At 37.7% G+C, this 24,808-nt stretch carries 21 protein-coding genes and 1 pseudogene; 16 read left to right on the forward strand and 6 right to left on the reverse strand.

Annotated features, from left to right (window positions below; all coding sequences use genetic code 11):
• The first annotated feature begins 308 nt into the window (after nt 1-308).
• A pseudogene (locus tag NYR30_RS13655) lies at nt 309-1,469 on the forward strand (phosphoethanolamine transferase).
• A 49-nt stretch (nt 1,470-1,518) separates the two neighbouring features.
• Here NYR30_RS13655 and NYR30_RS02215 read toward each other — a convergent pair.
• On the reverse strand, nt 1,519-1,920 hold the full coding sequence (locus tag NYR30_RS02215) for a Z-ring associated ZapG family protein (protein ID WP_066107212.1): 402 nt from the start codon (nt 1,918-1,920) through the stop codon (nt 1,519-1,521).
• Between the two features lie 224 nt (nt 1,921-2,144).
• Between NYR30_RS02215 and purH the strand changes: the two genes are divergently transcribed.
• The 7 genes from purH to artM all read left to right on the forward strand — a co-directional run bounded on the left by purH (nt 2,145) and on the right by artM (nt 9,503).
• Nucleotides 2,145-3,746, forward strand: a complete 1,602-nt coding sequence (purH, locus tag NYR30_RS02220; protein WP_066107214.1) for a bifunctional phosphoribosylaminoimidazolecarboxamide formyltransferase/IMP cyclohydrolase — start codon at nt 2,145-2,147, stop codon at nt 3,744-3,746.
• Nucleotides 3,747-3,759: 13 nt separating this feature from the next.
• On the forward strand, nt 3,760-5,046 hold the full coding sequence (gene purD, locus NYR30_RS02225; protein WP_066113880.1) for a phosphoribosylamine--glycine ligase: 1,287 nt from the start codon (nt 3,760-3,762) through the stop codon (nt 5,044-5,046).
• Nucleotides 5,047-5,175: 129 nt separating this feature from the next.
• Complete coding sequence (glyA, locus tag NYR30_RS02230) at nt 5,176-6,429, forward strand: serine hydroxymethyltransferase (protein ID WP_066421491.1); 1,254 nt, start codon at nt 5,176-5,178, stop codon at nt 6,427-6,429.
• Nucleotides 6,430-6,672: 243 nt separating this feature from the next.
• Nucleotides 6,673-7,401, forward strand: coding sequence for an arginine ABC transporter ATP-binding protein ArtP (gene artP, locus NYR30_RS02235; RefSeq protein WP_066107223.1), 729 nt, complete (start codon nt 6,673-6,675; stop codon nt 7,399-7,401).
• A gap of 22 nt (nt 7,402-7,423) precedes the next feature.
• Nucleotides 7,424-8,146, forward strand: coding sequence for an arginine ABC transporter substrate-binding protein (locus tag NYR30_RS02240; RefSeq protein WP_066107226.1), 723 nt, complete (start codon nt 7,424-7,426; stop codon nt 8,144-8,146).
• A 5-nt stretch (nt 8,147-8,151) separates the two neighbouring features.
• Complete coding sequence (gene artQ / locus NYR30_RS02245; RefSeq protein ID WP_066107228.1) at nt 8,152-8,823, forward strand: arginine ABC transporter permease ArtQ; 672 nt, start codon at nt 8,152-8,154, stop codon at nt 8,821-8,823.
• Nucleotides 8,823-9,503: an arginine ABC transporter permease ArtM gene (gene artM, locus NYR30_RS02250; protein ID WP_066113884.1), complete on the forward strand. Its 681-nt coding sequence runs from the start codon at nt 8,823-8,825 to the stop codon at nt 9,501-9,503. Before artQ ends, artM begins: the two co-directional genes overlap by 1 nt.
• A 26-nt stretch (nt 9,504-9,529) precedes the next feature.
• On the opposite strand, the gene ruvX is transcribed toward artM, so the two are convergent.
• From ruvX to rsmE, 3 genes are read right to left on the reverse strand one after another with little or no spacing between them, the layout of a single operon-like run.
• On the reverse strand, nt 9,530-9,949 hold the full coding sequence (ruvX, locus tag NYR30_RS02255) for a Holliday junction resolvase RuvX (RefSeq protein WP_066107234.1): 420 nt from the start codon (nt 9,947-9,949) through the stop codon (nt 9,530-9,532).
• Nucleotides 9,949-10,509: a YqgE/AlgH family protein gene (locus NYR30_RS02260; protein ID WP_066421490.1), complete on the reverse strand. Its 561-nt coding sequence runs from the start codon at nt 10,507-10,509 to the stop codon at nt 9,949-9,951. Before NYR30_RS02260 ends, ruvX begins: the two co-directional genes overlap by 1 nt.
• Before the next feature lie 18 nt (nt 10,510-10,527).
• Nucleotides 10,528-11,259 carry a 16S rRNA (uracil(1498)-N(3))-methyltransferase gene (rsmE, locus tag NYR30_RS02265; RefSeq protein WP_066421487.1) on the reverse strand — a complete coding sequence of 244 codons (732 nt, stop codon included), beginning with the start codon at nt 11,257-11,259 and terminating at the stop codon, nt 10,528-10,530.
• Nucleotides 11,260-11,394: 135 nt separating this feature from the next.
• On the opposite strand from rsmE, the gene tpiA reads away from it, so the two are divergent.
• Nucleotides 11,395-12,162: a triose-phosphate isomerase gene (gene tpiA, locus NYR30_RS02270; protein WP_066421485.1), complete on the forward strand. Its 768-nt coding sequence runs from the start codon at nt 11,395-11,397 to the stop codon at nt 12,160-12,162.
• A 189-nt stretch (nt 12,163-12,351) separates the two neighbouring features.
• Nucleotides 12,352-14,625 (forward strand): bifunctional glutamate--cysteine ligase GshA/glutathione synthetase GshB, encoded by a 2,274-nt coding sequence (gene gshAB, locus NYR30_RS02275; protein WP_066421477.1) that lies wholly within the window; start codon nt 12,352-12,354, stop codon nt 14,623-14,625.
• Nucleotides 14,626-14,675: 50 nt separating this feature from the next.
• On the opposite strand, the gene NYR30_RS02280 is transcribed toward gshAB, so the two are convergent.
• Both NYR30_RS02280 and msrP read right to left on the reverse strand, forming a co-directional pair.
• On the reverse strand, nt 14,676-15,272 hold the full coding sequence (locus NYR30_RS02280) for a ferric reductase-like transmembrane domain-containing protein (protein WP_066113900.1): 597 nt from the start codon (nt 15,270-15,272) through the stop codon (nt 14,676-14,678).
• Between the two features lies 1 nt (nt 15,273).
• A complete protein-coding gene (gene msrP / locus NYR30_RS02285) occupies nt 15,274-16,227 on the reverse strand; it encodes a protein-methionine-sulfoxide reductase catalytic subunit MsrP (RefSeq protein WP_066113904.1) in 954 nt (317 codons plus the stop codon).
• 584 nt (nt 16,228-16,811) lie between these two features.
• Here msrP and NYR30_RS02290 point away from each other — a divergent pair.
• From NYR30_RS02290 to leuC, 6 genes are all read left to right on the forward strand, one after another.
• Nucleotides 16,812-17,894 carry a PhoH family protein gene (locus NYR30_RS02290; protein ID WP_066112639.1) on the forward strand — a complete coding sequence of 361 codons (1,083 nt, stop codon included), beginning with the start codon at nt 16,812-16,814 and terminating at the stop codon, nt 17,892-17,894.
• A complete protein-coding gene (ybeY, locus tag NYR30_RS02295; RefSeq protein WP_066112637.1) occupies nt 17,884-18,360 on the forward strand; it encodes an rRNA maturation RNase YbeY in 477 nt (158 codons plus the stop codon). Before NYR30_RS02290 ends, ybeY begins: the two co-directional genes overlap by 11 nt.
• 21 nt (nt 18,361-18,381) lie before the next feature.
• Nucleotides 18,382-20,334: a GNAT family N-acetyltransferase gene (locus NYR30_RS02300; protein WP_066112635.1), complete on the forward strand. Its 1,953-nt coding sequence runs from the start codon at nt 18,382-18,384 to the stop codon at nt 20,332-20,334.
• Nucleotides 20,335-20,721: 387 nt separating this feature from the next.
• Nucleotides 20,722-22,275 carry a 2-isopropylmalate synthase gene (leuA, locus tag NYR30_RS02305; RefSeq protein WP_066112634.1) on the forward strand — a complete coding sequence of 518 codons (1,554 nt, stop codon included), beginning with the start codon at nt 20,722-20,724 and terminating at the stop codon, nt 22,273-22,275.
• Nucleotides 22,276-23,352, forward strand: a complete 1,077-nt coding sequence (leuB, locus tag NYR30_RS02310) for a 3-isopropylmalate dehydrogenase (RefSeq protein WP_066107262.1) — start codon at nt 22,276-22,278, stop codon at nt 23,350-23,352.
• Nucleotides 23,353-23,394: 42 nt separating this feature from the next.
• Nucleotides 23,395-24,807 carry a 3-isopropylmalate dehydratase large subunit gene (leuC, locus tag NYR30_RS02315; RefSeq protein WP_066107263.1) on the forward strand — a complete coding sequence of 471 codons (1,413 nt, stop codon included), beginning with the start codon at nt 23,395-23,397 and terminating at the stop codon, nt 24,805-24,807.
• Nucleotide 24,808: the final 1 nt, after the last annotated feature.

Here is a 24,808-nt window from a genome sequence, read left to right on the forward strand (position 1 = left end):
TTTTTATTCTGCTTTCGCTTTATTACTTTTCAAAATATAAAGTTACACGCTTCTTGATTGTGGGGTTCTATTTTTTGTGCGTGGTAGTGAATAATGTACATTTCCAGGTTTACCAGAGCTGGATTAATGGTACCAATTATTTTTTAATGTTTAAGGAGTTATCGGAAGTTACTCATACAGGGATCGCAATGTATGACAAATGGCTATTGAATGTCATTTGGGGTTTGTTTGATGTTGTTATTTTTATCTCAATTGCACGTTTTAGAAGAAAAAATTGGGCGGTAGCTGATACATTATTCCTTTTATCAATGGTGTATATTTTTGTCCGTTCTTACCATACAAGCCAAGAGTTAGGTATTTCACCTAGTCCAAACTATTCCAGAGTTAAAGCTAATTATTTTTCATTTGGTTATTTTATTGGACGAGTGTTGCCTTATCACACTTTATCATTGTCAGATATTCCAGAATATTCTTATCCAATGCCGGCAGTGAAAACAGCACCAGAGATTAAAAACATAATTTTTATTATGGGTGAGAGTGAAAGTGCATCACATGTTTCTTATTTTGGTTACCCACGAGAAACGACGCCATTTTTAAGTTTACTATCAAAACAACAACCGAATGCGGTAATTATGCGAACTTATTCGGCTGGTTTTATGACAGCAGTATCATTACCTCTTTTCTTTAATGCGATTCCGCACCCAAATGGTATGTTGCAAATTATGAAAGGGGATACAAATTTATTTAATTTAGCAAAACAGCAAAATTACCATACCTATTTCTATTCTAGTCAGCCAGAAAACCAAATGATGATTATGAATTTAATTGGTAAGAAATGGATTGATACTTTACGTTTTCCAACAAATGAAGGTTATAAGGTATCTGAACTAATGCCAGATAAAAAATTATTACCGCATTTATACGATATTAATTTGGATCAAGGGAATAATTTTGTGGTGTTACATCAATGAGGTTCTCATGGTGTATATGGTGAATCATTAACAGAAGATGAAAAGATATTTAAAGGTAAAACTTCATTAGATGAATATGACAATACCATTTACAACACAGATAAGATCATTGAGCAGGTTTATAACTATTTATCTAAACGAAAAGAGGCTGATTGGGTGTTAATTTATACTTCCGATCATGGTCAAAATGTAACGAATAAAGTACAAAATCAGGGAACACAAGTAGATGCAAACTATGTTGTACCGCTCGTTATTTTTAGTCCAAATACGGCATTGCAACAAAAAATTGTGACTACATTGCAAAATTGTAAAGTGGCTTATCATCAACAATTAGCAACATTACTGATTAATATTATGGGCTATGATATGCCAGTTGCTAAATGTGATCAGGGTGTTGTCACAGGCAATTTTGTTACAGGCGATGCTGGATATTTAAAAATCTATCCTGATGGCCATTCAGAATATATTTATCCAACAAAAGGTCGAATTAAAAACTAGAAAAGACAACGCCAGAATTTTGATTCTGGCGTTTTTGCATTAATTTAGATTAACTTTCGTGTTTAAATAATCCAGAAGAACCCTCTTCAGAATAATCTTTTGGTTGTTCTTTTTTCGGGGTTAAGTGAGGAGTAGGATTTTCTTGGGTAAGCGCAAAAATCTCTTTTTGGTTATCTGGTAATAAGGTAGTCGAGGTATTTGCAAAATGTTGATACAATTTTTGATAATCCTGCGCCAGATTTTTCATTAAATCAGAGGCTTCAGTAAAATGCTTTTCTAATTGTTCTTTTTGTTCTGCAATGGTTTCATTTGCTTGTCTTAGCTCTTGTTGAGTTTGCTTTTGCGCTCTCACACTTCCATTGGTAAAACGAGCAACAAGATAACCAATAAAAAATCCTGCAATCAAACCAATTAACAGAATTTGCCACATTTCTTCACTCCAATTTTGCATAAAAACTCCTTAACAGAATAGATGAATACTACGATTCAATCATAATGACTTATGTTGGAATTGTCTTGTAGTAATCTTAATTTCTTTGTACTAGCTCACAGAAAATATTTAAAATATTCAGGCATAAGATATTTTGAGAAAATACTATATAAACGCAAACGATTGCTTTATACTTATGCCCGCAAAATTTCTCATCTTTTTTTCATCAACAAAGGAACAAAATAATGCAGGAACAACGTCCTATCCAACGTGCTTTGATTAGCGTTTCCGATAAAACTGGTATTGTTGAATTTGCACAAGGTTTAATTCAACGTGGTGTACAGATTCTTTCTACTGGTGGTACCGCAAAATTATTATTAGAAAAAGGCTTAGCAGTAACGGAAGTATCGGATTATACGCAATTCCCAGAAATGATGGATGGTCGCGTAAAAACATTACATCCAAAAGTACATGGCGGAATTTTAGGTCGTCGTGGTATTGATGATGCGGTAATGGCACAACATCAAATTTCACCAATTGATATGGTAGTGGTGAATCTTTATCCATTTGCGCAAACAGTAGCGAAACCAGATTGCACACTAGAAGATGCAGTGGAAAATATTGATATTGGTGGACCGACAATGGTCCGTTCAGCCGCAAAAAATCATAAGGATGTTGCAATTGTCGTTAATAATGCAGATTTTGATGCGATTCTTGCAGAAATGGATCAAAACCAAAACGCTTTAACATTTGCTACTCGTTTTGATTTAGCGATTAAAGCATTTGAACATACTGCACAATATGATGCGATGATTGCCAACTACTTTGGACGTTTAGTAAAACCATATCAAGGCGCCGAGGAAGAAGAATTAGCAAATCCATGTGGACAATTCCCTCGTACTTTGAATTTAAACTTTATTCGCAAACAAACAATGCGTTATGGTGAAAACTCACACCAAAATGCAGCGTTTTATGTAGAAAAAGAGCTAAAAGAGGCAAGCGTTTCTACTTCAGTGCAATTACAAGGTAAAGCACTTTCTTATAATAATATTGCAGATACAGATGCGGCATTGGAATGTGTTAAAGAATTTAATGAGCCAGCTTGTGTGATTGTGAAACACGCCAATCCATGCGGTGTGGCGTTAGGTAAAGATCTATTAGAAGCTTATAACCGCGCTTATCAAACCGATCCTACTTCAGCATTTGGCGGCATTATCGCGTTTAATCGTGAATTAGATGCAGAAACTGCGAAAGCCATTATTGATCGCCAATTTGTAGAAGTGATTATTGCGCCAGTTGTTTCAGCTGCTGCAAAAGAAGTATTAAAAGCGAAGAAAAACGTACGCGTTTTAGAGTGTGGTGAATGGCAGCAACGCCAACCGCGCTTAGATTTTAAACGTGTTAATGGTGGCTTATTAGTACAAGAAGCGGATCTTGGTATGGTTGAATTAGATGACTTGAAAGTTGTTAGTAAACGTCAACCGACTAAAGAGGAATTACAAGATCTTCTCTTCTGCTGGAAAGTGGCTAAGTATGTGAAATCTAACGCAATTGTTTATGCAAAAAATAACCAAACCATTGGTATCGGTGCTGGACAGATGAGTCGTGTATATTCAGCAAAAATTGCTGGAATTAAAGCCGAAGATGAAGGTTTAGAAGTCAAAGGTACAGTAATGGCTTCTGATGCATTTTTCCCATTCCGCGATGGTATTGATGCTGCGGCGAAAGTAGGGGTAACTTGTGTTATTCATCCAGGTGGCTCAATTCGCGATCAAGAAGTAATTGATGCGGCTGATGAACACAATATGGTAATGGTATTAACCGGAATGCGTCATTTTAGACATTAATTGGGGAGTAAACATGAGAATTTTAATTATCGGTAATGGTGGACGCGAACACGCTTTAACGTGGAAAGTTGCACAGTCGCCATTAGCAGAAAAAGTTTACGTTGCTCCAGGTAATGTGGGAACGGCACAAGAAGCAAAAGTGGAAAATGTCGCAATTAGTGCAACAGATATTCCAGCTTTAGTACAATTTGCCAAAGATCAACAAATTGATCTTACGATTGTAGGACCAGAAGCACCATTAGTTATTGGTGTCGTTGATGCGTTCCGCCAAGCTGGTTTAAAAATTTTTGGACCTAGCAAAAATGCAGCACAATTAGAAGGTTCCAAAGCCTTTACTAAAGATTTCTTGGCACGCCATAAAATTCCAACTGCAGAATATCAAACTTTTACGCAAGTAGAACCAGCATTAGCTTATTTACACGAAAAAGGCGCACCGATCGTGATTAAGGCTGATGGTTTAGCGGCGGGTAAAGGTGTTATTGTTGCAATGACATTAGCAGAAGCCGAAGAAGCGGTAAAAGATATGCTGTCAGGTAATGCGTTTGGCGAAGCTGGTAGTCGTGTTGTGATTGAAGAGTTTCTTGATGGTGAAGAAGCTAGCTTCATTGTGATGGTTGATGGCAAAAATGTTGAACCAATGGCAACTAGTCAAGATCATAAACGTGTAGGTGAAGGCGATACTGGATTAAATACAGGCGGCATGGGGGCTTATTCTCCAGCGCCAGTGGTGACACCAGAAATCCATCAACGTATTATGCAAGAAGTGATCTACCCGACGGTTAATGGTATGGCAGCAGAAAACAATGTTTATACAGGTTTTCTATATGCAGGCTTAATGATTATGCCAAATGGACAGCCTAAAGTGATTGAATTTAACTGTCGTTTCGGCGATCCAGAAACCCAACCTATAATGATGCGTTTGCAATCTGATTTAGTTGAACTTTGTTTAGCTGCTTGTGATGGCAAGTTAGATCAAGTGCAATCACAATGGTGTGAACATGCTGCTTTAGGCATTGTCCTTGCTGCGGAAGGATATCCAGATACCCCACGTAAAGGTGATGTTATCAATGGTTTAACAGAAGCGGCAAAATTAGATGGCAAAGTTTTCTTTGCTGGTGTTGCTCAACAAGATGGTCAAGTTGTGACTAATGGCGGTCGTGTTCTTTGTGTTACTGCATTAGGTGATACTGTATTTGCGGCACAACAAAAAGCGTTGCATTTAGCTGAAACTGTCACATGGCAAGGACGTTTTTATCGTCGTGATATTGGTTATCGCGCGATTGCCAGAGAACAGCAATAACTGTATGAATGAAATTCATCATTAACATAAAATAAAACCAACACTTTGGCGGATAAAAAACTATATTCCCAAGTTAAAAAGATTTAAACTCGAGAACATTATTTACCAAAACAAAGAGGATCAATATTTATGCTAACACGTGATATGAATATCGCAGATTATGATAAAGAATTATGGGACGCTATTTGTAATGAAGATCGTCGCCAAGAAGAGCACATTGAATTAATTGCGTCTGAAAACTATGCGAGTCCTCGCGTGATGCAAGCACAAGGATCACAATTAACCAATAAATATGCGGAAGGTTATCCAGGTAAACGTTATTATGGTGGTTGTGAATATGTTGATATCATTGAGCAATTAGCGATTGATCGCGCTAAAGCGTTATTTGGTGCAGATTATGCCAATGTGCAACCACACTCAGGTTCGCAAGCAAATGCAGCAGTTTATATGGCGTTACTTGAACCAGGTGATACGATTTTAGGTATGAGCCTTGCACATGGTGGACACTTAACTCATGGTGCGGCAGTAAGTTTCTCAGGTAAGATTTATCATGCAGAACAATATGGTATCACTGATGAAGGTTTAATTGATTACGATGCACTTCGTCAGCAAGCATTAGCTGTAAAACCAAAAATGATCGTTGGTGGTTTCTCTGCTTATTCACAAGTAGTTGATTGGAAAAAAATGCGTGAAATTGCGGATGAAGTTGGTGCTTATCTATTTGTTGATATGGCACACGTTGCTGGTTTAATTGCGGCTGGCGTTTATCCAAATCCTTTAGAATATGCACACATTGTTACTACTACTACACATAAAACTTTAGCTGGTCCACGTGGTGGTTTGATTTTAGCGAAGGGTGGTTCTGAAGAACTATACAAGAAATTGAATAGTGCAGTATTCCCAGCTGGTCAAGGTGGTCCATTAATGCACGTAATTGCAGCGAAAGCAGTTTGTTTCAAAGAAGCAATGGAGCCAGAATTTAAAGCGTATCAACAACAAGTTGTGAAAAATGCGAAAGCGATGGTAGAAGTATTTAAACAACGTGGTTATGACATTGTTTCTAATGGTACGGAAAACCATTTATTCCTGGTGAATTTAGTCAGCAAAGGTTTGACTGGTAAGGCAGCTGATGCGGCATTAGGTCGTGCAAATATTACAGTAAATAAAAACGCAGTGCCAAATGATCCTAAGAGCCCTTTCGTAACTTCAGGTATTCGCGTTGGTACGCCATCAATTACGCGTCGTGGCTTTAAAGAAGAAGAAGCGCGTGAACTTGCTGGTTGGATGTGTGATGTATTAGATGATATTGAAAATGAAGCAGTGATTGAAGCAACAAAACAAAAAGTGCTTGCGATCTGCCGTCGTTTACCAGTATATGCGTAATTATTGAGCTAAAGCCCTCTCTAAGAAGAGAGGGCTTTTTCTTTATTATATTGTTATAAAATTGTTTCTATTTTAATGTTCTTCTCCTATTCTTTCTAAGTTAATTTTGATATCTTTATTTTTGCTAAATTGTTAAATTTTCTTAAAATTTGGCGGAATGTCACATATTATTTTGTTGAATAGGTATGCAAAAAACATTAATATGTTTGCATTATCGTCAATATTCAATTCGAGCTGATCTCAATGACCATTAGTATCAAAAATGTGAACTTTTTTTATGGTTCCACACAAGCTTTGTTTGACATTAATTTGACCGCGCAGGAAGGCGATATTGTGGTGTTATTAGGGCCAAGTGGTGCGGGTAAGAGTACGTTTATTCGTACATTAAATTTATTAGAAGTGCCGAAAAGTGGTGAGTTGGTCATTGCCAATAACCATTTTGATCTTTCAACAAATAATGATCCGAAGAAAATCCGTCAATTACGCCAAGATGTCGGAATGGTATTTCAACAATATCATTTATGGCCGCATATGACAGTAATGCAAAATTTAATTGAAGCACCAATGAAAGTGCTAGGGTTAAATGAAGAAGCAGCAAAACAACAAGCGTTAAGTTTGTTGCAACGTTTACGTTTAGAAGCTCATGCCGATCGTTTTCCATTACATTTATCAGGTGGGCAGCAACAACGGGTAGCGATTGCACGCGCATTGATGATGAAACCACAAGTATTGTTGTTTGATGAGCCGACCGCAGCATTGGATCCAGAAATTACTGCGCAAGTGGTTTCGATTATTCAAGAGTTACAACAAACTGGCATTACCCAGTTTATTGTGACGCATGAAGTGAATGTTGCACGTAAAACCGCAACTAAAGTGGTTTATATGGAACAAGGACGTATTATTGAAGTGGGGGATGCATCTTGCTTTGAAAACCCACAAACTGAACAATTTAAACAATATCTATCACACTAAAGTCCTTACAGGAGAAAACACAATGAAAAAAGTATTATTAGCAAGCTTATTGTTTGGCGCAGCTGTTGCTGCAAATGCACAAACCATTACTTTTGCAATGGAACCAACTTATCCTCCTTTTGAAAATACTAATGAGAAAGGTGAAATTATTGGCTTTGATGTGGATGTTGCCAATGCTATCTGTAAGGAGATCAAAGCAGAATGTAAATTCACTAGCCAATCTTTTGATAGCTTAATTGCAGGACTTAAATTTAAACGTTTTGATGCTGCTATTTCTGCAATGGATATTACAGAAGAACGTTCAAAACAAGTGAGTTTTTCTGACCCGTACTATGATAGTTCAGCGAGCTTCGTTGCTGCGAAAGAAGGTGTTACTTTAGAAAATGCGAAAAATGTTGGTGTACAAAATGGTACAACTTTCCAACAATATGTTGCCGCAAAAGCAAAACAATATAGCAGTAAACCTTATTCAACCTTACAAAATGCAATTCTAGATCTAAAAAATGGTCGTATTGATATTATCTTTGGTGATACTGCGGTATTAGCAGAGTGGATTAAAAGTGATAAAGCAGTTCACTTTGTTGGTGATAAAGTGACTGATAAACAATACTTTGGTAATGGTTTAGGTATTGCAGTAAATAAAAATAATACTGAATTATTACAACAACTTAATAAAGGTCTAGCAGCAATTAAAGCGAATGGCCAATATCAAGTGATCTATGATAAATGGATGTCTGGTAAATAATCAAAATGTTTGCTGATTTTATTAATTTAATGTTCTCCGCTACCCTAGTGACGCTAGGGTTAGCGGTTTCTTCGTTAATTTTAGGATTAATTCTATCCATCTTTTTTGTGGTCTTAGAAACCAACAAAATTCGTTGTATTCGTCAAACAACATCAATAATCGTAACGCTATTGCGTGGTTTGCCAGAAATTTTGGTTGTATTGTTAATTTTCTTTGGCTCGACACAAGTTCTATTTTTACTCACAGATGAATATATTGAGTTTAGTGCGTTCTGGTGCGGTACAGTAGCGTTAGCGATTATTTTTGCCGCCTATGCATCGCAATCTTTGCGTGGTGCTATCCAGGCGATTCCATTAGGTCAATGGGAGTCTGGCGCCGCGTTGGGTTTAAGTCGTCCGCAAACATTTGTTCGAATTGTAATGCCGCAAGTTTGGCGCCATGCGTTACCGGGATTAAGTAACCAATGGTTAGTGTTGTTGAAAGATACTGCGTTAGTGTCACTGATTGGAGTTGATGATTTAATGCGCCAAGCTGAATTGGTTAACGCAAGTACACACCAGCCATTTACTTGGTATGGTATTGCCGCATTATTGTATTTAGTTATTACATTAGTGAGCCAAGTCGGTATTCGTAAACTTGATCTTTATTTCACACGCTTTGAACGGGAGAGAGGATAATGACATACGATTATTTTCTGACGATCGCTCAAGGTATTCCAACTAGTTTATTGTTGACTGTTGTATCATTGGCAATTGCTTTTATATTGGCATTAGTCTTGACATTTTTATTAGCGCTAAATAATAAAGTGATTAGTAAAGTAGTTAATCTTTATATTACTTTGTTCACAGGAACGCCATTGTTAGTGCAACTCTTTTTGATTTATAGTGGCCCAGGACAATTCCAATGGATTGTTGACAGTCCATTTTGGCATCTATTATCTAATGCCTGGTTCTGCGCTATGCTAGCTTTAGCATTAAATAGTGCAGCTTATTCAACGCAACTATTTTATGGTGCTGTAAAAGCGATCTCTAAAGGACAATGGGAAAGTTGTGTTTCTTTAGGATTATCACGAGCACAGACGTTAAAAATCTTAATTCCATACGCGTTAAAACGAGCATTGCCGTCTTATACCAACGAAATTATTTTAGTGTTTAAGGGTACATCGTTGGCATCAACCATTACGATTATGGATATTATGGGGTATGCAAGACAGCTTTATGGAACAGAATATAATGCGTTGTTAATCTATGGCTTAGCTGGCGCAATCTATTTAGTGATTACAGGAGTAGCAACCTATTTATTACGTAAATTGGAAAAACGTGTATTAGTGTTTGAACGCCTAGAAGTTTCTCAATAATGACCAATTCAATGCGGGGATAAATCTTATCCCCGATTTTCAAACCAACTTTCTAAAATTAAACAAGCAGAAATAGAATCTATTTTTCCTTTATTTAATGCTTTAAAACCGCCTCTGGAAAAAATTTCTGCTCTTGCCTCAGTTGTTGTTAAACGTTCGTCCTGTAATTCGACTTTGACGCCAAAACGTCCATTTAAGCGATTAGCAAATTTCTTCGCACGTTGGGTAATTTCTTGTTCAGTGCCATCCATATTTAGAGGTAGCCCTACAACCACAAAATCAGGTTGCCATTCATCTAAACATTTTTTAATTGCATCCCAATTAGGAATACCGTCTTGTGCTTTAAATGCAGGTAACGCTTGTGCGGTTTGTGTGATACTTTGCCCAACGGCACAACCAATACTTTGGGTACCAAAATCAAAGGCAATAATTGTTAAATTCTCCATTATGCATTTCCCATTTCGTGACTGAGCAAAGAGCTTTGTTGAATTCCTAAAAGATGGTTTGCCGCTTCCCAACGTTGATCAAATGGTAATTCAAATAAAATTTCACGCGTAGCTGGTACAGTAAGCCATGAATTTTGCTTGATTTCATTAGCTAATTGATTTGGTTCCCATAAAGCGCAACCAAGAGCAATTAAGTAATCTTTTGGTCCTTGTTCAGTACCAAGAGAATAAAGTACATCTGATGAGGTGGTGAGAATAAGATCATCAGCGACAGCAAAAGAATAACGATATTTTTGTGCTGTTGCACTATGCAAGACAAACCCTTGCTCAATATTGACTGGACCACCAGCAAACACTAATTTTTCAGGGTAATGTTGTTGTGTTGGCATAAAATGATTCATTTTTGCCATCATCTCCGCCAGGCTTAGATCGGTTGGTTGATTAATCACAATCCCCATTGCGCCTTGTTCATTATCCTCACAAATATAGACAACGGTGCGTTGGAAGAAAGGATCTTCCAGATCAGGCATAGCGACGAGAAATTGATTTTGTAATGTCATAATTTTCCTTCATCTAAACTACAAATCACCAAAACAGACTTGTAAGGCACTAATGGCAACCAGAGAAGCTGTTTCAGTGCGTAATACTCTTTTACCAAGTAGCACTTCCGTAAATCCTTGCTGAACCGTATGTTCGATTTCTTGTGCTGATAAGCCGCCTTCAGAACCAATTAATAAACGTACGCCAGCTTCCGGTGGTGGTGCTAATTGTTTAATTGATTGAGCTGCTCGTGGGTGTAAATTTAGTTTCAACATCCCATCATTTTCAGCACACCAATCTTGTAATTTCATTAATGGGCGGATTTCTGGAATAATATTGCGTCCACATTGTTCACAAGCAGCAATCGCAATTTTTTGCCACTGTTGAATTTTCTTATCCATACGTTCAGCATCTAGTTTTACACCACAGCGTTCAGACCACAATGGTGTAATTACTTTTACCCCTAATTCAACCGATTTTTGAATGGTAAACTCCATACGTTCACCGCGAGAAATCACTTGTCCTAAATGAATAATGAGAGGTGATTCACGATCATCAAAAATAGCAGGTGCCAAAGATACGCTGATTTGCTTTTTATTGATTTCTGTAATTACTGCTGGATAAATATGATTGCTACCGTTGAATAATTCAAGTTGTTCGCCAACTTGCATGCGTAAAACACGTCCAACATGATGCGCAGCTTCTTCAGTTAAGACACATTGTGTAATGTTAGTTAATCGTTCTGGATGATAAATGCGTGGTATTCTCATAAATTCTTGCCAATAGATGAATTGATTACAGTTTATTGTAAAAAATTATCGCTTTTTTTGATATATCTCTAAGGATTTTTAGGGATTTTTGTTATAGTAAGCCGCGTTATTTTTTTAATGATCAAGGAGAAAATTATGGCTCGTCGTCCTTTAGTTATGGGCAACTGGAAATTAAACGGTAGTAAAGCATTTACTAAAGAATTAATTAATGGTTTAAAAGCAGAATTAGCGGGTGTAGAAGGTTGCGATGTGGCAATTGCACCACCGGTAATGTATTTAGCAGAAGCGGAAGCAGCATTAGCAGGCAGCAAAATTGCCTTAGGTTCACAAAATGTTGATTTAAAACAATCAGGTGCATTTACTGGTGATATTTCTGCGACAATGTTAAAAGATTTCGGCGCAAAATATATCATTATTGGTCACTCAGAACGCCGTGCATATCATCATGAAAGTGATGAATTTATTGCGAAAAAATTTGCGGTATTAAAAGAACAAGGCTTAGTACCTGTACTTTGTATCGGTGAAAGTGAAGCTGAAAATGAAGCTGGTAAAACCGAAGAAGTTTGTGCAAGACAAATTGATGCAGTATTAAATACTTTAGGTGCAGAAGCGTTCCTTGGCGCAGTGATTGCGTATGAACCAATTTGGGCAATCGGTACTGGTAAATCAGCAACTCCAGCTCAAGCACAAGCAGTTCACGCATTTATCCGTAGTCACATTGCGAAGAAAGACGCGAAAGTAGCGGAACAAGTGATCCTTCAATACGGTGGTTCAGTGAATGATGCTAATGCGGCAGAATTATTTGCAATGCCAGATATTGATGGTGCATTAGTTGGTGGTGCATCATTAAAAGCACCAGCATTTGCAACTATTGTGAAAGCAGCTGCAAAAGCAAAAAACTAAAAAATAACTCTCTTTTTATTGATGAAACCTGCTAAAACAATTAGCAGGTTTTTTATTACACATATCCATATCTACATAAAAACCCACCAAATAACTAAACTATATAACTTATAGTCAGAAGCTATTTGCTTTCCATAATGAATTCTTATATTAATGTTCGGTTCGATAGAAGTTAACAAGGTTTAGAGTATGAACATTCAACAAGCGATTAAACAACACCATCTTGAATTGCTATTCCAACAAGGAACATTTGGGATAGAAAAAGAGAGCCAAAGAGTAACAGCAGATGGAAAAATCGTGACAACACCACACCCAGCTGTTTTTGGTAATCGCTCTTATCATCCATATATCCAAACTGACTTTGCTGAGAGTCAATTAGAATTGATCACTCCACCACAGAAAAGCTTAAAAGAGAGTTTGCGTTGGTTGTCAGCAATTCATGAAGTTGTATTACGTTCATTACCAGAGAATGAATATATTTCGCCATTTAGTATGCCGTTGGTATTACCCGCAGAAAGCGAAATTCAAGTTGCTCAATTAGATAATCGTGAAGATGTCGCTTATCGTGAACACCTTGTGAACAGCTATGGTAAATACAAACAGATGATTAGTGGTATCCATTATAACTTTCAATTGTCTGATGAATTTGTTGATCGGCTATTTACCCTACAAAAGGAATATCAAGATCCGATTGCGTTCCGTAATGATCTTTATCTTAAGTTAGGGAAGAATTTTCTACGTTATCAATGGATTTTAGTCTATCTATTTGCCGCCTCACCAAGTGTGGAACCTGCTTTTTTTAATCGTGGACAAATTAAACCGGAAGGCTTCGTGCGTAGTTTACGTTCAAGTCATTATGGCTATGTTAATCACGCTGAAATTAAAGTTTCTTATGAGAGTTTACAGCAATATGTGGAAACCTTAGAACATTGGGTGAAGAGCGGTAAACTGATTGCAGAAAAAGAGTTTTATTCCAATATCCGTTTTCGCGGTGCGAAAAAACATGTGCGTGAATTACTAGCAAAAGGTATTCGCTATGTTGAATTCCGTCTTTTTGATCTTAATCCTTTTGCTCAATATGGTATTGAATTAGCGGATGCCGAATTTATTCATACCTTTATTTTATTGATGGCATGGTTAGAAACTACTGCAACTCAAGATGAAATTGAGTTGGGTAAACAAAGATTGGCAGAAGTAGCGTTAGAACATCCGCTTACCGTAACTCGTTATCAACAAGAAGGGCTTGATATTCTTAATCAATTAGAGCAAATGCTATTGAGTTTAGGTGCATCAGCGGAAACCATTGCTATTGTTAAACAAAAGCAACAACAGATGTTGTCGCCAGAAACTACGATTTGCGGACGTTTGGTACAACAAATGCAACAGGCAACTGATTATCATCAATTAGGTGCGAAATTAGCACAGCAATATAAAGCAGCCGCTGTCGAACGTTATTACGCCTTAACTGCCTTTGATAATATGGAATTATCGACACAAGCCTTAATGTTTGATCTGATTCAACAAGGAATTAATGTTGAAATTTTAGATGAAAATGACCAATTCCTCTGCTTGCAATATGGTGATCATATTGAGTATGTGAAGAATGGAAATATGACGGCGAAAGATAGCTATATTTCACCACTGATTATGGAAAATAAAGTGGTAACGAAGAAGGTATTGGCAAAAGGTGGTTTTAACGTACCGCAAAGTCTAGAGTTTAGAAATGTTAGCGATGCGGTAGCGAGTTATCCGCTCTTTGAACATCGTGCAGTAGTCATTAAACCTAAATCAACTAACTTCGGTTTGGGGATTACTATTTTTAAACAAGGTGTTGAAAATATTGATGACTTCCGTCAAGCGATAGAAATTGCCTTCCGAGAAGATAAAGAAGTGATGGTGGAAGATTATCTAGTTGGTACAGAATACCGCTTCTTTGTGTTGGGTGATGAAACGTTAGCTGTGCTATTGCGTGAACCGGCTAATGTCATTGGCGATGGGAAACATAGTGTAGCGGAATTGGTCGCAGCAAAAAATCAACACCCGTTGCGTGGTGATGGTAGCCGTACTCCATTGAAGAAAATCGCATTAGGAGAGATTGAAAAGTTACAACTAAAAGAACAAGGTTTAACGATAGATTCGATTCCAGAAGCTGGACGTAAAGTACAATTGCGCGCTAATTCTAATATTAGTACTGGTGGTGATTCGATTGATATGACCGATCTAATGCACCCAAGTTATAAAGAAATTGCAGTTAAAATTACTAAAGCAATGGGCGCAGCAGTTTGTGGCGTTGATTTGATCGTACCTGATTATACGAAACCGGCAGAAGCAAGATTAAGTTCATGGGGCGTGATTGAAGCAAATTTTAATCCAATGATGATGATGCATATTTTCCCGTATCAAGGTAAATCAAGACGAGTTACCAAGAATGTGATTAAGATGTTATTTCCAGAGTTAGCTTAATTATTTCTTATTAAGTCAGAAGAAACCCCTCTATTTCGGAGGGGTTATTTTTATCTTTTTGGCGACTTCTTAAACTGACTTTTAGAAAAGAATTTAAATAGCACAAACAAAACAGCTAATCCTAAAAACAATCTGCTATCAAAATTATAGGCTTTTAAGGAAAGAAAATAGTGTAATGTTGCCAATATTACGGCAAGGAGAGCAAATTGATGCAATTGAAACCAATGCTTTTTCAGCCTTCTTTTGATTATCGGAATAGATGAGGTTGCAACCAGCGAGAAAATTAACCCAGAGAGCAAACCAATTTGTAAGTATGTCCTAGTAAAAATTTCATTAAAAAATAGCTTGGTATCAAAACCTAACTCTAAACCGAGATAGCTTAAAATATGCAATGTTAGCCAAAAAATTCCCCACAATCCTAAACTGCGATGTAATGGTAGCAAGGTGTTCAGATGTGTCAGTTGTACTATCATCCGAAAGCTAAATAACACCAGAAAAAATATAAGTGCGGTATAACCTAAAAAATGAATAATCTCTTTAATTGGATCCGCACCAAACACTGCAAAATTAAAATTCACAGCATAAATTAGCCAAAGGAGAGTAGCCACCCCTGCAAAATGAATTAAATAACGGATACCCCTAAACATATTAGTAATTTTTGCGTAGATCTAAATGAGCATATAAGTGAGCAACCTGTTCTTCATAACCATTGAACATCAAAGTTGGCTGCCGCGTGATATTGAATAACCCACCAGCACCGATCACTCTTTCAGAAGCTTGCGACCAACGTGGATGATCTACTTGCGGATTAACATTGGCATAGAAGCCATATTCATGTGGTGCTAGTTTCATCCAAGTCGTAATTGGTGGTTGTTCAGTGAGGGTAATTTTGACGATAGATTTGATGCTCTTAAAGCCATATTTCCAAGGCACAACTAAGCGAATCGGTGCACCATTTTGCGGTGCTAACGTTTTACCGTATAAACCAACTGACAGTAGTGTTAAGGGATTCATTGCCTCTTCAATTGTTAAGCCTTCAATATAAGGATAATCAATGCCGCCACCAAAGAAAGGATTTTTCTGCCCTGGCATCTGTTCAGGATCATATAAGGTTTCAAATACTACATATTTAGCTCTGCTTGTTGGGGCAGCTATTTTTAGTAAGGAAGCAAGTTCAAAACCGATCCAAGGAATTACCATTGACCAAGCTTCAACACAACGAAAACGATAAATCCGTTCTTCTAAAGTGAATTTTGTTAGTAAATCGTTGTGATCTAGTATCGATGGTTTTTCTACTTCTCCAGTTACTTCAAGTCGCCAAGGATCAGTTTTAAAATTTTTTGCATATTGTGCTGGTGAACCTTTTTCTACACCAAACTCATAGAAATTATTGTAACCAATCACTTTATCTTCAGGTGTTAGCGTTAGTGAATTTTGTTGTTGAGGGGTAAATGTTAAGGTAGTTCGTTTATCAGGTAGGTCGGCTGCATAAGAGATGTTTGGTAGAAAAGGCGAGATAGTTGCGCTACCAAATAAAGCGATTAACTTACGGCGTTGTTTAAAGAGTTGCTCAGGAGTGATGTCATTTTCGTTTAATTTCATTTTTTGTCCCTCAATAATGAATAAAAGTAAATGGTATGCAATTCAGATGATAATTTTTGCAATAAGTTCACTGCAATAAAAAAATTTCAGACTGCTGACAAACCTAAATTTTGTCAAAAACTTCTATAAAATGGCTTTGGAGTCCCTCTCACTCTTGCCCGAATGTAAATAAGATTTTCAGACAAAAAAAGCTGTCAATTTTTCGAGCTGGCGAGAAAAATCTCTTTTTTTGTCGCCCGGAAAATCTTATTGGAATGAGGATTAGCAAGAGTGCGAGGGTGTATTTCTTTTGCCTACTTTTCTTTATACAAGCAAAGACAAAAAGCGTTAGCTTTTTGAACGTTGCTTGCAACGACCCGTAGGGTGAGCAAGTGAACGAAGTACACTTGCGAATAAAAGTAGGTCGCCCTTTAGGGCGAAACCTAAACTTGAGATAAGAAATAATTTAGCTAAAAGTTTTATCATTGACTTTGTCAATAAGCAGAATTTTCCTAGTTGATGCTATGAAGGTGACAAAAGAGAATTTATTGATAAGCAGAAAACCGTTATACTAACGGCATTCTTAATCATCATTGAGGTGGAACTTGACCACAACAATTTCAGAAGTTTTTACACTTGAACCAGAAGATAATGCTCGCTTGCAATCGCTTTGTGGGCCATTTGATGAACATATTTCCCTCATCGAAAAACAATTTAATCTAATTATTTCTCGCCGTAATTTCACTTTTACGTTGGAATCAGCTGACGAAGAAAGTAAACCGCATCATGCTCAGTTATTAAAAAATGTTGCTAAATTAATTCAACGTTTGTATGTAGAAACCGCAATGGTTAAAGGTAAAGTGAATGAGTTGGATCTCGAACAAATTCATTTGGCAATTCAAGAAAGCAGAATGTTATTGCAACAAACCGATGAAGATAATGAGGCAAAGGTTTATAGCACTACTATTAAAACCAAACGTGGTGTCATTAAACCGCGTGGTAAAAACCAAATTCAGTATCTGCACAATATTTTGCGTCACGATATTAGCTTTGGTATTGGGCCGGCTGGAACCGGGAAAACCTTTTTAGCGGTGGCAGCAGCGGTAGAGGCGTTAGAAAGACAACAGGTTAGACGTTTATTATTAACTCGTCCAGCTGTAGAAGCTGGGGAAAAATTAGGCTTCCTACCCGGCGATTTAGCGCAAAAGATCGATCCGTATTTGCGTCCTTTGTATGATGCACTGTTTGAAATGTTAGGATTTGAAAAGGTGCAAAAATTGATGGAGCGGAATGTCATCGAAATTGCACCGTTAGCGTATATGCGTGGACGTACCTTGAATGATGCTTTTATTATTTTAGATGAAAGCCAAAATACCACGATTGAACAGATGAAAATGTTCTTAACCCGTATCGGTTTTAATTCCAAAGCGGTCATTACTGGCGATATTACTCAGATTGATTTACCTCGAGGACAAAAATCAGGCTTACGCCATGCGATTGATGTGCTTAGTGATGTAGAAGAACTAAGTTTTAACTATTTCAAAAGTGAAGATATTGTGCGTCATCCGGTAGTAGCAAAAGTGGTACAAGCCTATGAAAAATGGGAAGCGGAAGATGAGCAGCGCCGTAAAGAAGCGGCAGAACAACGTCGTTTAGCAAAATTAGAGGAACAGCATCATGACGCATAAACCTGAAGTAATCGTTGATTTACAACTTGCGGCAGAAGATCAAACTAATTTGCCAACATTAGCACAATTTACTTATTGGGCGACGCAAGCGGTACGTCCGACTAAAGAAAATATCGAAATTACCGTACGTATTGTCGATGAAGCGGAAAGTCATCAGCTAAATTTCCAATATCGTGGTAAGGATCGCCCAACTAATGTGTTGTCTTTTCCATTTGAAGTACCGGAAGGGATTGAATTACCGCTGTTGGGGGATTTAGTCATTTGTCGTCAAGTTGTTGAAAAAGAAGCTAAAGAACAAGAAATTACGTTGGAAGCGCATTATGCTCATTTAACCGTACATGGCTGTTTACACTTATTAGGCTATGATCATATTGAAGATGATGAAGCTGAGGAGATGGAAAGTCTGGAAACGGAAATTATGTTGGCGATGGGTTATGCAGATCCTTATTTAAGTGAAAAAATTTAGAATAATAACGGTTAAACCGCTATGCAATGTGGTAATGATTTTTCTCGAGAAGTAATCATTCTAACTGGTGCGTCAGTATGGCGGCGACAGCAAGTCCAAGCAATTATTGAATATTATGCTGACACCACTGCTGTTTATTGTGGTGATCAGCTTCCTACTTATTTAGCAGATTCCATCTTATTTTTTTCATTTAAACAGAGCCGTAATCTATTAGGGCAAGAATTTAGCCTTGCTTTTTTTGATGCTAGTCATCAAGAGCAATTGTCATTTCATTTAGATAGCCTAGCGATTATTGCCGCAACCTTAAAAGTTGGCGGAAAACTTTTTATTCTTTTACCAGAGTGGCAAGGATTAACTCAAACCGTAGATTGGGATACTTTACGTTGGAATAGTTTGGCACAGGCGACCAGCTCAGCCAATTTTCTTGATTGGTTTAAACAGCTGAGTGAACAGTATCAAATTCCTATTTATTCTCCGCAAAAGCAACCTGAATTGACTCCAATAACATCATCGGCTTGGCAGACACCAACAACGGCATTACAAGATCAACAACGTATTTTGCAACAACTTTTACAACCACAAGCAGCGATTTACCTCTTGCTTGCCGGTAGAGGACGGGGAAAATCAGCAGTAGCAGGGCAATTTATTCAGCAAGCAACTGACAAAATTTTAGTGACTGCTGCGAATCGGCAGGCTATTACGACATTGATGAAATTTGCCAGCAATAAATCTTTTGATTTTATTGCTCCGGATGAATTGGTAAATAAACTTTCACAACAGCAACTACCGTTTTATCAGTGGTTAATTGTTGATGAAGCTGCAATGTTACCGTTATCAATGTTGCAGACATTTTGCCAGGCTTTTCCATATTTATTATTAACTTCAACTAGCGAAGGTTATGAGGGATCGGGACAAGGATTTCGATTAAAATTAGAGCAGCAAATATCACGTCAATTATGCCATTTAACATTAGAAGTTCCATTACGTTGGCAACAAGAGGATTTGTTAGAACGTTGGCTCAACCAGTTAGTATTATTACAACCAACAACTGTTTCATTGGCGTTCCAGCCACAATCGAATCTCGCTTTTGTGTCGCACGAGCAAATTGCTTCTACACAGCAATTACAGCAATATTATCAACTGCTTAGCTTGGCCCATTATCGTACTTCGCCAACCGATTTACGGCGCTTAATGGATGGTAAAAAACAACAATTTTTAGCGTGTCAGTTAAATCATACAGTGGTTGGTGTGATTTGGGGATTACAAGAGGGCGGGATTGTTGATCAGACGTTGTTAGATGGTATCCGTTTAGGTTATCGTCGTCCTAAAGGTAATTTGGTTGCACAGGCGCTCTGTTTTCAAACCAATAATGTGATGGCGGCGAAACTCCTTTCATTACGTATTTCTCGTATTGCTGTATTACCAAATTGGCAGCAAAAAGGTATTGGTACACAGCTGGTTCAACAGTTGATCCAACAGTGTCAGACAACAATTGATTATCTTTCTGTTAGTTTTGGATATAGTGAACAATTGTTTAGCTTTTGGCAGCGTTGTGGTTTTAGATTGCTGGCGTTAAGTAGTGGTACTGAAGCGAGTAGCGGTAATTATAGTGTGATGATGGCATATCCGTTATCTACGCAAGGCGAACAATTTTGCCAACAGGCAGAGCAACAATTTTTACGTCATTTAGCGTTAAGTGAACATCCATTATTACCTGCATTAAGCCGACAAGGTATTCCAGCAAATGAGGATTGGCAGCTTACAGCGGAAGATTGGTGTGCGATACGAGATTTTGTCGAACATCAACGTACTTTATTTGTGACTTACCCAGCATTGCAACGCTTATTTAAGCGATATCCAAATCAAGCATTAGCACAGCAACTGCAAATGTTGAAACGTACATTTGTTGTACAACAAAAGCAAAAGTTACAGCAATTTAAACAACAAGTAGCTGCTTTTTTACAGGAGATTTAAAAAAAATTAAGTGTTATATTATCAATAAAAGACAGTAGATAAATTTAATGTTTTTATTTTATATGGATTATTTAACTTTTTATTTGCTAATTTCTGGTTTTTAATTTTATTTTTGGTTGTATTTTTCCGCAAAATAAATAAATTTTTAGCATAAAATGCTGTTGACTTGTTTTTGGCTTTTCGGCAAAATCAAAAGCGTTTTTGATTTACAAGGTTTTAAATAGATGATTCGTTCAATTTCTTTATCTCTGCTTCTCCTCCTCACAAATAGATAATTTGTGCGGTAAGTCGTGGATAAAGAAAAAGATTAATCAAAGCAAACACACACATCAGCCCGCACATAAGCGGGTTTTTTTTTAACTAATTTTTGTTCCGGCGGGGTGACATATGAGCAATCGCGTAATTATTTTTGACACAACATTAAGAGATGGCGAGCAAGCATTAAAAGCAAGTTTAACAGTAAAAGAGAAATTGCAAATTGCTTTAGCGTTAGAGCGTTTGGGTGTTGATGTGATGGAAGTTGGCTTTCCAGTTTCATCTGAAGGGGATTTTAAATCGGTACAAACTATTGCCCAAGCTATTAAAAATAGCTGCGTTTGTGCCTTATCACGTGCGGTAGCGAAAGATATTGATGCTGCGTATGAAGCATTAAAAGTGGCGGAAGCGTATCGTATTCATACTTTTATTGCGACTTCAGCTTTACACGTGGAAGCGAAGTTAAGACGCTCATTTGATGATGTGGTGGAAATGGCGGTTGCCGCAGTAAAACGTGCAAGAGGCTATACGGATGATGTAGAGTTTTCTTGTGAAGATGCTGGACGTACTGGTGTTGATAATATTTGTCGTATTGTGGAAGCGGCGATTAATGCTGGTGCAACTACTATTAATATTCCTGATACTGTGGGTTATACCTTACCAACACAATTCGGTAGCATTATTGAAAATGTAATGAATCGTGTCCCTAATATTGATAAAGCGATTGTGTCAGTGCATTGTCATAATGACTTAGGGATGGCAACAGCAAACTCATTAACTGCGGTACAGTACGGGGCAAGACAAATTGAGTGTACTATTAATGGTATTGGTGAACGAGCAGGTAATACTGCTTTAGAAGAAGTCGTGATGGCAATTCATACTCGTAAAGATTTGATGAATGTGACAACAGATATTAATACCCAGGAAATTTATCGTGTTAGCCAAATGGTGAGCCAACTTTGTAATATGCCAATTCAACCAAATAAAGCGATTGTAGGTTCAAATGCGTTTGCTCACTCATCAGGTATTCACCAAGATGGCGTATTAAAAAACGCCAATACTTACGAAATTTTATCGCCAGAAAGTATTGGTTTGAAGAAAGAAAAATTAAATCTTACCGCTCGTTCTGGACGTGCAGCAGTGAAAAATCATATGACCGATATGGGTTACACTGAAAAAGATTATGACTTAGATAAATTGTATGAAGCATTTTTGAAATTGGCTGATAAGAAAGGTCAAGTCTTTGATTATGATTTGGAAGCGTTAGCCTTTATTGATATGCAGCAAGGTGAAGAAGCGAGCGTACAATTACAAGGAATTTCCGTACAATCAGCAAGCCATATGCCAGCGACTGCATCAGTAAAATTGTCTGTTGATCAAGAGATTAAATTAGATGCAGCAACAGGGAATGGTCCAGTCGATGCAGTGTATAACTGTATTTTACGTATTACCAATATGTCGTTAAAAATGACACATTATCAACTTTCTGCTAAAGGTGAAGGTAAAGATGCGTTAGGTCAGGTGGATATTGTGGTAGATTATGAAGGACGTAAGTTCCATGGTGTTGGTTTAGCTACTGATATTATTGAATCTTCGGCATTAGCATTAATTCATGCAATTAATGCCATCAAATTAGCGAAAAAAGTCGCAGATGTGAAATCTAAAAAAATTATGGAGACTGTATAAATGCAAACTTACAACATTGCCGTATTGGCAGGAGATGGTATCGGGCCAGAAGTGATGGCAGAAGCGTTAAAAGTATTGGACGCAGTAGAAAAAAAATTCAATTTTAAATTAAATCGTCATCATTATGATGTTGGTGGTATTGGAATTGATAATCATGGTAAAGCGTTACCAGATGTGACTTTAAAAGGTTGCGAAGCGGCAGATGCTATTTTATTTGGTTCTGTTGGTGGGCCAAAATGGGAACACTTACCAGCGAATGAACAACCAGAACGTGGTGCGTTATTACCATTGCGTAAACATTTCGGCTTATTTAGTAATCTTCGTCCAGCAACTTTATATAAAGGATTAGAAAAATTCTGTCCATTACGTGCTGATATTGCTGCAAAAGGGTTTGATATTGTGGTGGTACGTGAGTTAACCGGCGGTATCTATTTTGGTCAGCCAAAAGGACGTGAAGGTGAAGGTGCAATGGAAAAAGCGTTTGATACTGAAGTTTATCATCGCTATGAAATTGAACGTATTGCACGAATTGCTTTTGAAGCAGCGCAAAAACGCCGTAAAAAAGTAACCTCTGTGGATAAAGCGAATGTATTAATTAGCTCAGTATTATGGCGTGATGTTGTGGTAGAAGTAGCAAAAGATTATCCGGATGTCACCTTAGAACACATCTATATTGATAATGCGACTATGCAGCTAATCAAACAACCAGAACATTATGATGTATTGCTTTGTTCTAATATTTTTGGCGATATTATCTCTGATGAATGTGCAATGATTACAGGTTCCATGGGAATGTTGCCATCAGCAAGTACCAATGAGAAAGGCTTTGGCTTATATGAGCCTGCTGGCGGTTCTGCACCGGATATTGCTGGTAAAGGAATTGCGAATCCAATTGCGCAAATTCTTTCTGCTGCAATGATGTTGCGTTATAGCTTCCAATTAGAAGAAGCTGCACAAGCAATTGAAAAAGCAGTAAAACAAGTGCTTGCAGAGGGTTATCGTACTGCGGATTTAGCAGATAAAACAACACCGGTTTCGACTTCTGAAATGGGTGATTTAATCGCTGCAAGGATTTAAGCAAGTAATAAATGAAATAAAGATAAAAAAAGAGTGATTATTATGGGCAAAACATTATACGAAAAATTATTTGATGCTCACGTAGTGTATGAAGCGGAAGGGGAAACGCCGATTCTTTATATCAATCGCCACTTGATGCACGAAGTGACTTCACCGCAAGCTTTTGATGGCTTGCGTGTGGCTGGACGTAAAGTGCGTCAACCGAGCAAAACCTTTGCCACAATGGATCATAGTATCTCTACTCAGAGTCGTGATCCTGCCGCTTGTGGTGAACAAGCACGTATCCAAGTGCTTGAATTAGATAAGAATTGTCATGCGAACAACATTTCACTTTATGATCTTAATAATAAGAAACAAGGTATTGTGCATGTTGTTGGACCGGAACAAGGTTTAACCTTGCCTGGTATGACCATTGTTTGTGGTGATTCGCATACTGCAACACATGGTGCATTTGGTGCATTAGCTTTCGGTATTGGTACTTCCGAAGTCGAACACGTTTTAGCAACGCAAACTTTGAAACAAGCACGTGCGAAGAAAATGAAAATTGAAGTGCGTGGTAAAGTGGCTGAAGGTATCACCGCAAAAGATATTATCTTAGCAATTATCGGTAAAACGACGATGGCTGGTGGTACAGGTCATGTTGTGGAATTTTGTGGACAAGCGATCGAAGATCTTTCCATGGAAGGTCGTATGACAGTTTGTAATATGGCGATTGAAATGGGGGCAAAAGCGGGATTAGTCGCACCAGATCAAACCACTTTTGATTATTTGAAAGATCGTCCATTTGCACCAAAAGGTGAAGAGTGGGATAAAGCAGTAGCATATTGGAAAACGTTAAAAAGTGATCCTGATGCAGAATTTGATACTGTTGTGGTTTTAGAAGCTAAAGACATTGCGCCACAAGTAACTTGGGGAACTAATCCGGGTCAAGTGATTGCTGTTGATCAAACTGTTCCGAGAGTGAATGAAATTGCCGATCCAATTGAAAAACAATCCGCAGAAAAAGCCTTAGCTTATATGGGATTACAAGGCGGTGAGCATTTAACTGATATTAAAGTGGATAAAGTGTTTATTGGTTCTTGTACTAATTCTCGTATTGAAGATTTACGTGCGGCGGCGGCAGTAGCGAAAGGACGTAAAGTAGCTGCTGGGGTACAAGCGTTGGTAGTGCCGGGATCTGGTTTAGTAAAAGAACAAGCGGAAAAAGAGGGCTTAGATAAGATCTTTATCGAAGCTGGTTTTGAATGGCGTTTACCGGGTTGTTCAATGTGTTTAGCAATGAATGATGACCGTCTTGGTGAATGGGAGCGTTGTGCTTCAACCAGTAACCGTAATTTTGAAAGTCGTCAAGGTCGAAATGGACGTACTCATTTGGTTAGTCCTGCGATGGCGGCAGCTGCGGCTGTATTTGGTAAATTTACTGATATCCGCACCGTTGAATTATTAGGAGCATAAT

Source organism: Gallibacterium salpingitidis (assembly GCF_030517105.1).
Taxonomy (GTDB): domain Bacteria; phylum Pseudomonadota; class Gammaproteobacteria; order Enterobacterales; family Pasteurellaceae; genus Gallibacterium; species Gallibacterium salpingitidis.

Bases quoted from the DNA above. Each gene is read 5' to 3' on its own strand.
- ruvX (WP_066107234.1), bottom strand. From the start codon at position 9,949: ATGGAGAATTTAACAATTATTGCCTTTGATTTTGGTACCCAAAGTATT.
- leuC (WP_066107263.1), top strand. From the start codon at position 23,395: ATGGGCAAAACATTATACGAAAAATTATTTGATGCTCACGTAGTGTAT.
- msrP (WP_066113904.1), bottom strand. From the start codon at position 16,227: ATGAAATTAAACGAAAATGACATCACTCCTGAGCAACTCTTTAAACAA.
- artQ (WP_066107228.1), top strand. From the start codon at position 8,152: ATGTTTGCTGATTTTATTAATTTAATGTTCTCCGCTACCCTAGTGACG.
- leuB (WP_066107262.1), top strand. From the start codon at position 22,276: ATGCAAACTTACAACATTGCCGTATTGGCAGGAGATGGTATCGGGCCA.
- ybeY (WP_066112637.1), top strand. From the start codon at position 17,884: ATGACGCATAAACCTGAAGTAATCGTTGATTTACAACTTGCGGCAGAA.
- NYR30_RS02280 (WP_066113900.1), bottom strand. From the start codon at position 15,272: ATGTTTAGGGGTATCCGTTATTTAATTCATTTTGCAGGGGTGGCTACT.
- purD (WP_066113880.1), top strand. From the start codon at position 3,760: ATGAGAATTTTAATTATCGGTAATGGTGGACGCGAACACGCTTTAACG.
- NYR30_RS02260 (WP_066421490.1), bottom strand. From the start codon at position 10,509: ATGACATTACAAAATCAATTTCTCGTCGCTATGCCTGATCTGGAAGAT.
- gshAB (WP_066421477.1), top strand. From the start codon at position 12,352: ATGAACATTCAACAAGCGATTAAACAACACCATCTTGAATTGCTATTC.
- NYR30_RS02240 (WP_066107226.1), top strand. From the start codon at position 7,424: ATGAAAAAAGTATTATTAGCAAGCTTATTGTTTGGCGCAGCTGTTGCT.
- artP (WP_066107223.1), top strand. From the start codon at position 6,673: ATGACCATTAGTATCAAAAATGTGAACTTTTTTTATGGTTCCACACAA.
- artM (WP_066113884.1), top strand. From the start codon at position 8,823: ATGACATACGATTATTTTCTGACGATCGCTCAAGGTATTCCAACTAGT.
- NYR30_RS02215 (WP_066107212.1), bottom strand. From the start codon at position 1,920: ATGCAAAATTGGAGTGAAGAAATGTGGCAAATTCTGTTAATTGGTTTG.
- tpiA (WP_066421485.1), top strand. From the start codon at position 11,395: ATGGCTCGTCGTCCTTTAGTTATGGGCAACTGGAAATTAAACGGTAGT.
- leuA (WP_066112634.1), top strand. From the start codon at position 20,722: ATGAGCAATCGCGTAATTATTTTTGACACAACATTAAGAGATGGCGAG.
- rsmE (WP_066421487.1), bottom strand. From the start codon at position 11,259: ATGAGAATACCACGCATTTATCATCCAGAACGATTAACTAACATTACA.
- glyA (WP_066421491.1), top strand. From the start codon at position 5,176: ATGCTAACACGTGATATGAATATCGCAGATTATGATAAAGAATTATGG.
- NYR30_RS02300 (WP_066112635.1), top strand. From the start codon at position 18,382: ATGCAATGTGGTAATGATTTTTCTCGAGAAGTAATCATTCTAACTGGT.
- purH (WP_066107214.1), top strand. From the start codon at position 2,145: ATGCAGGAACAACGTCCTATCCAACGTGCTTTGATTAGCGTTTCCGAT.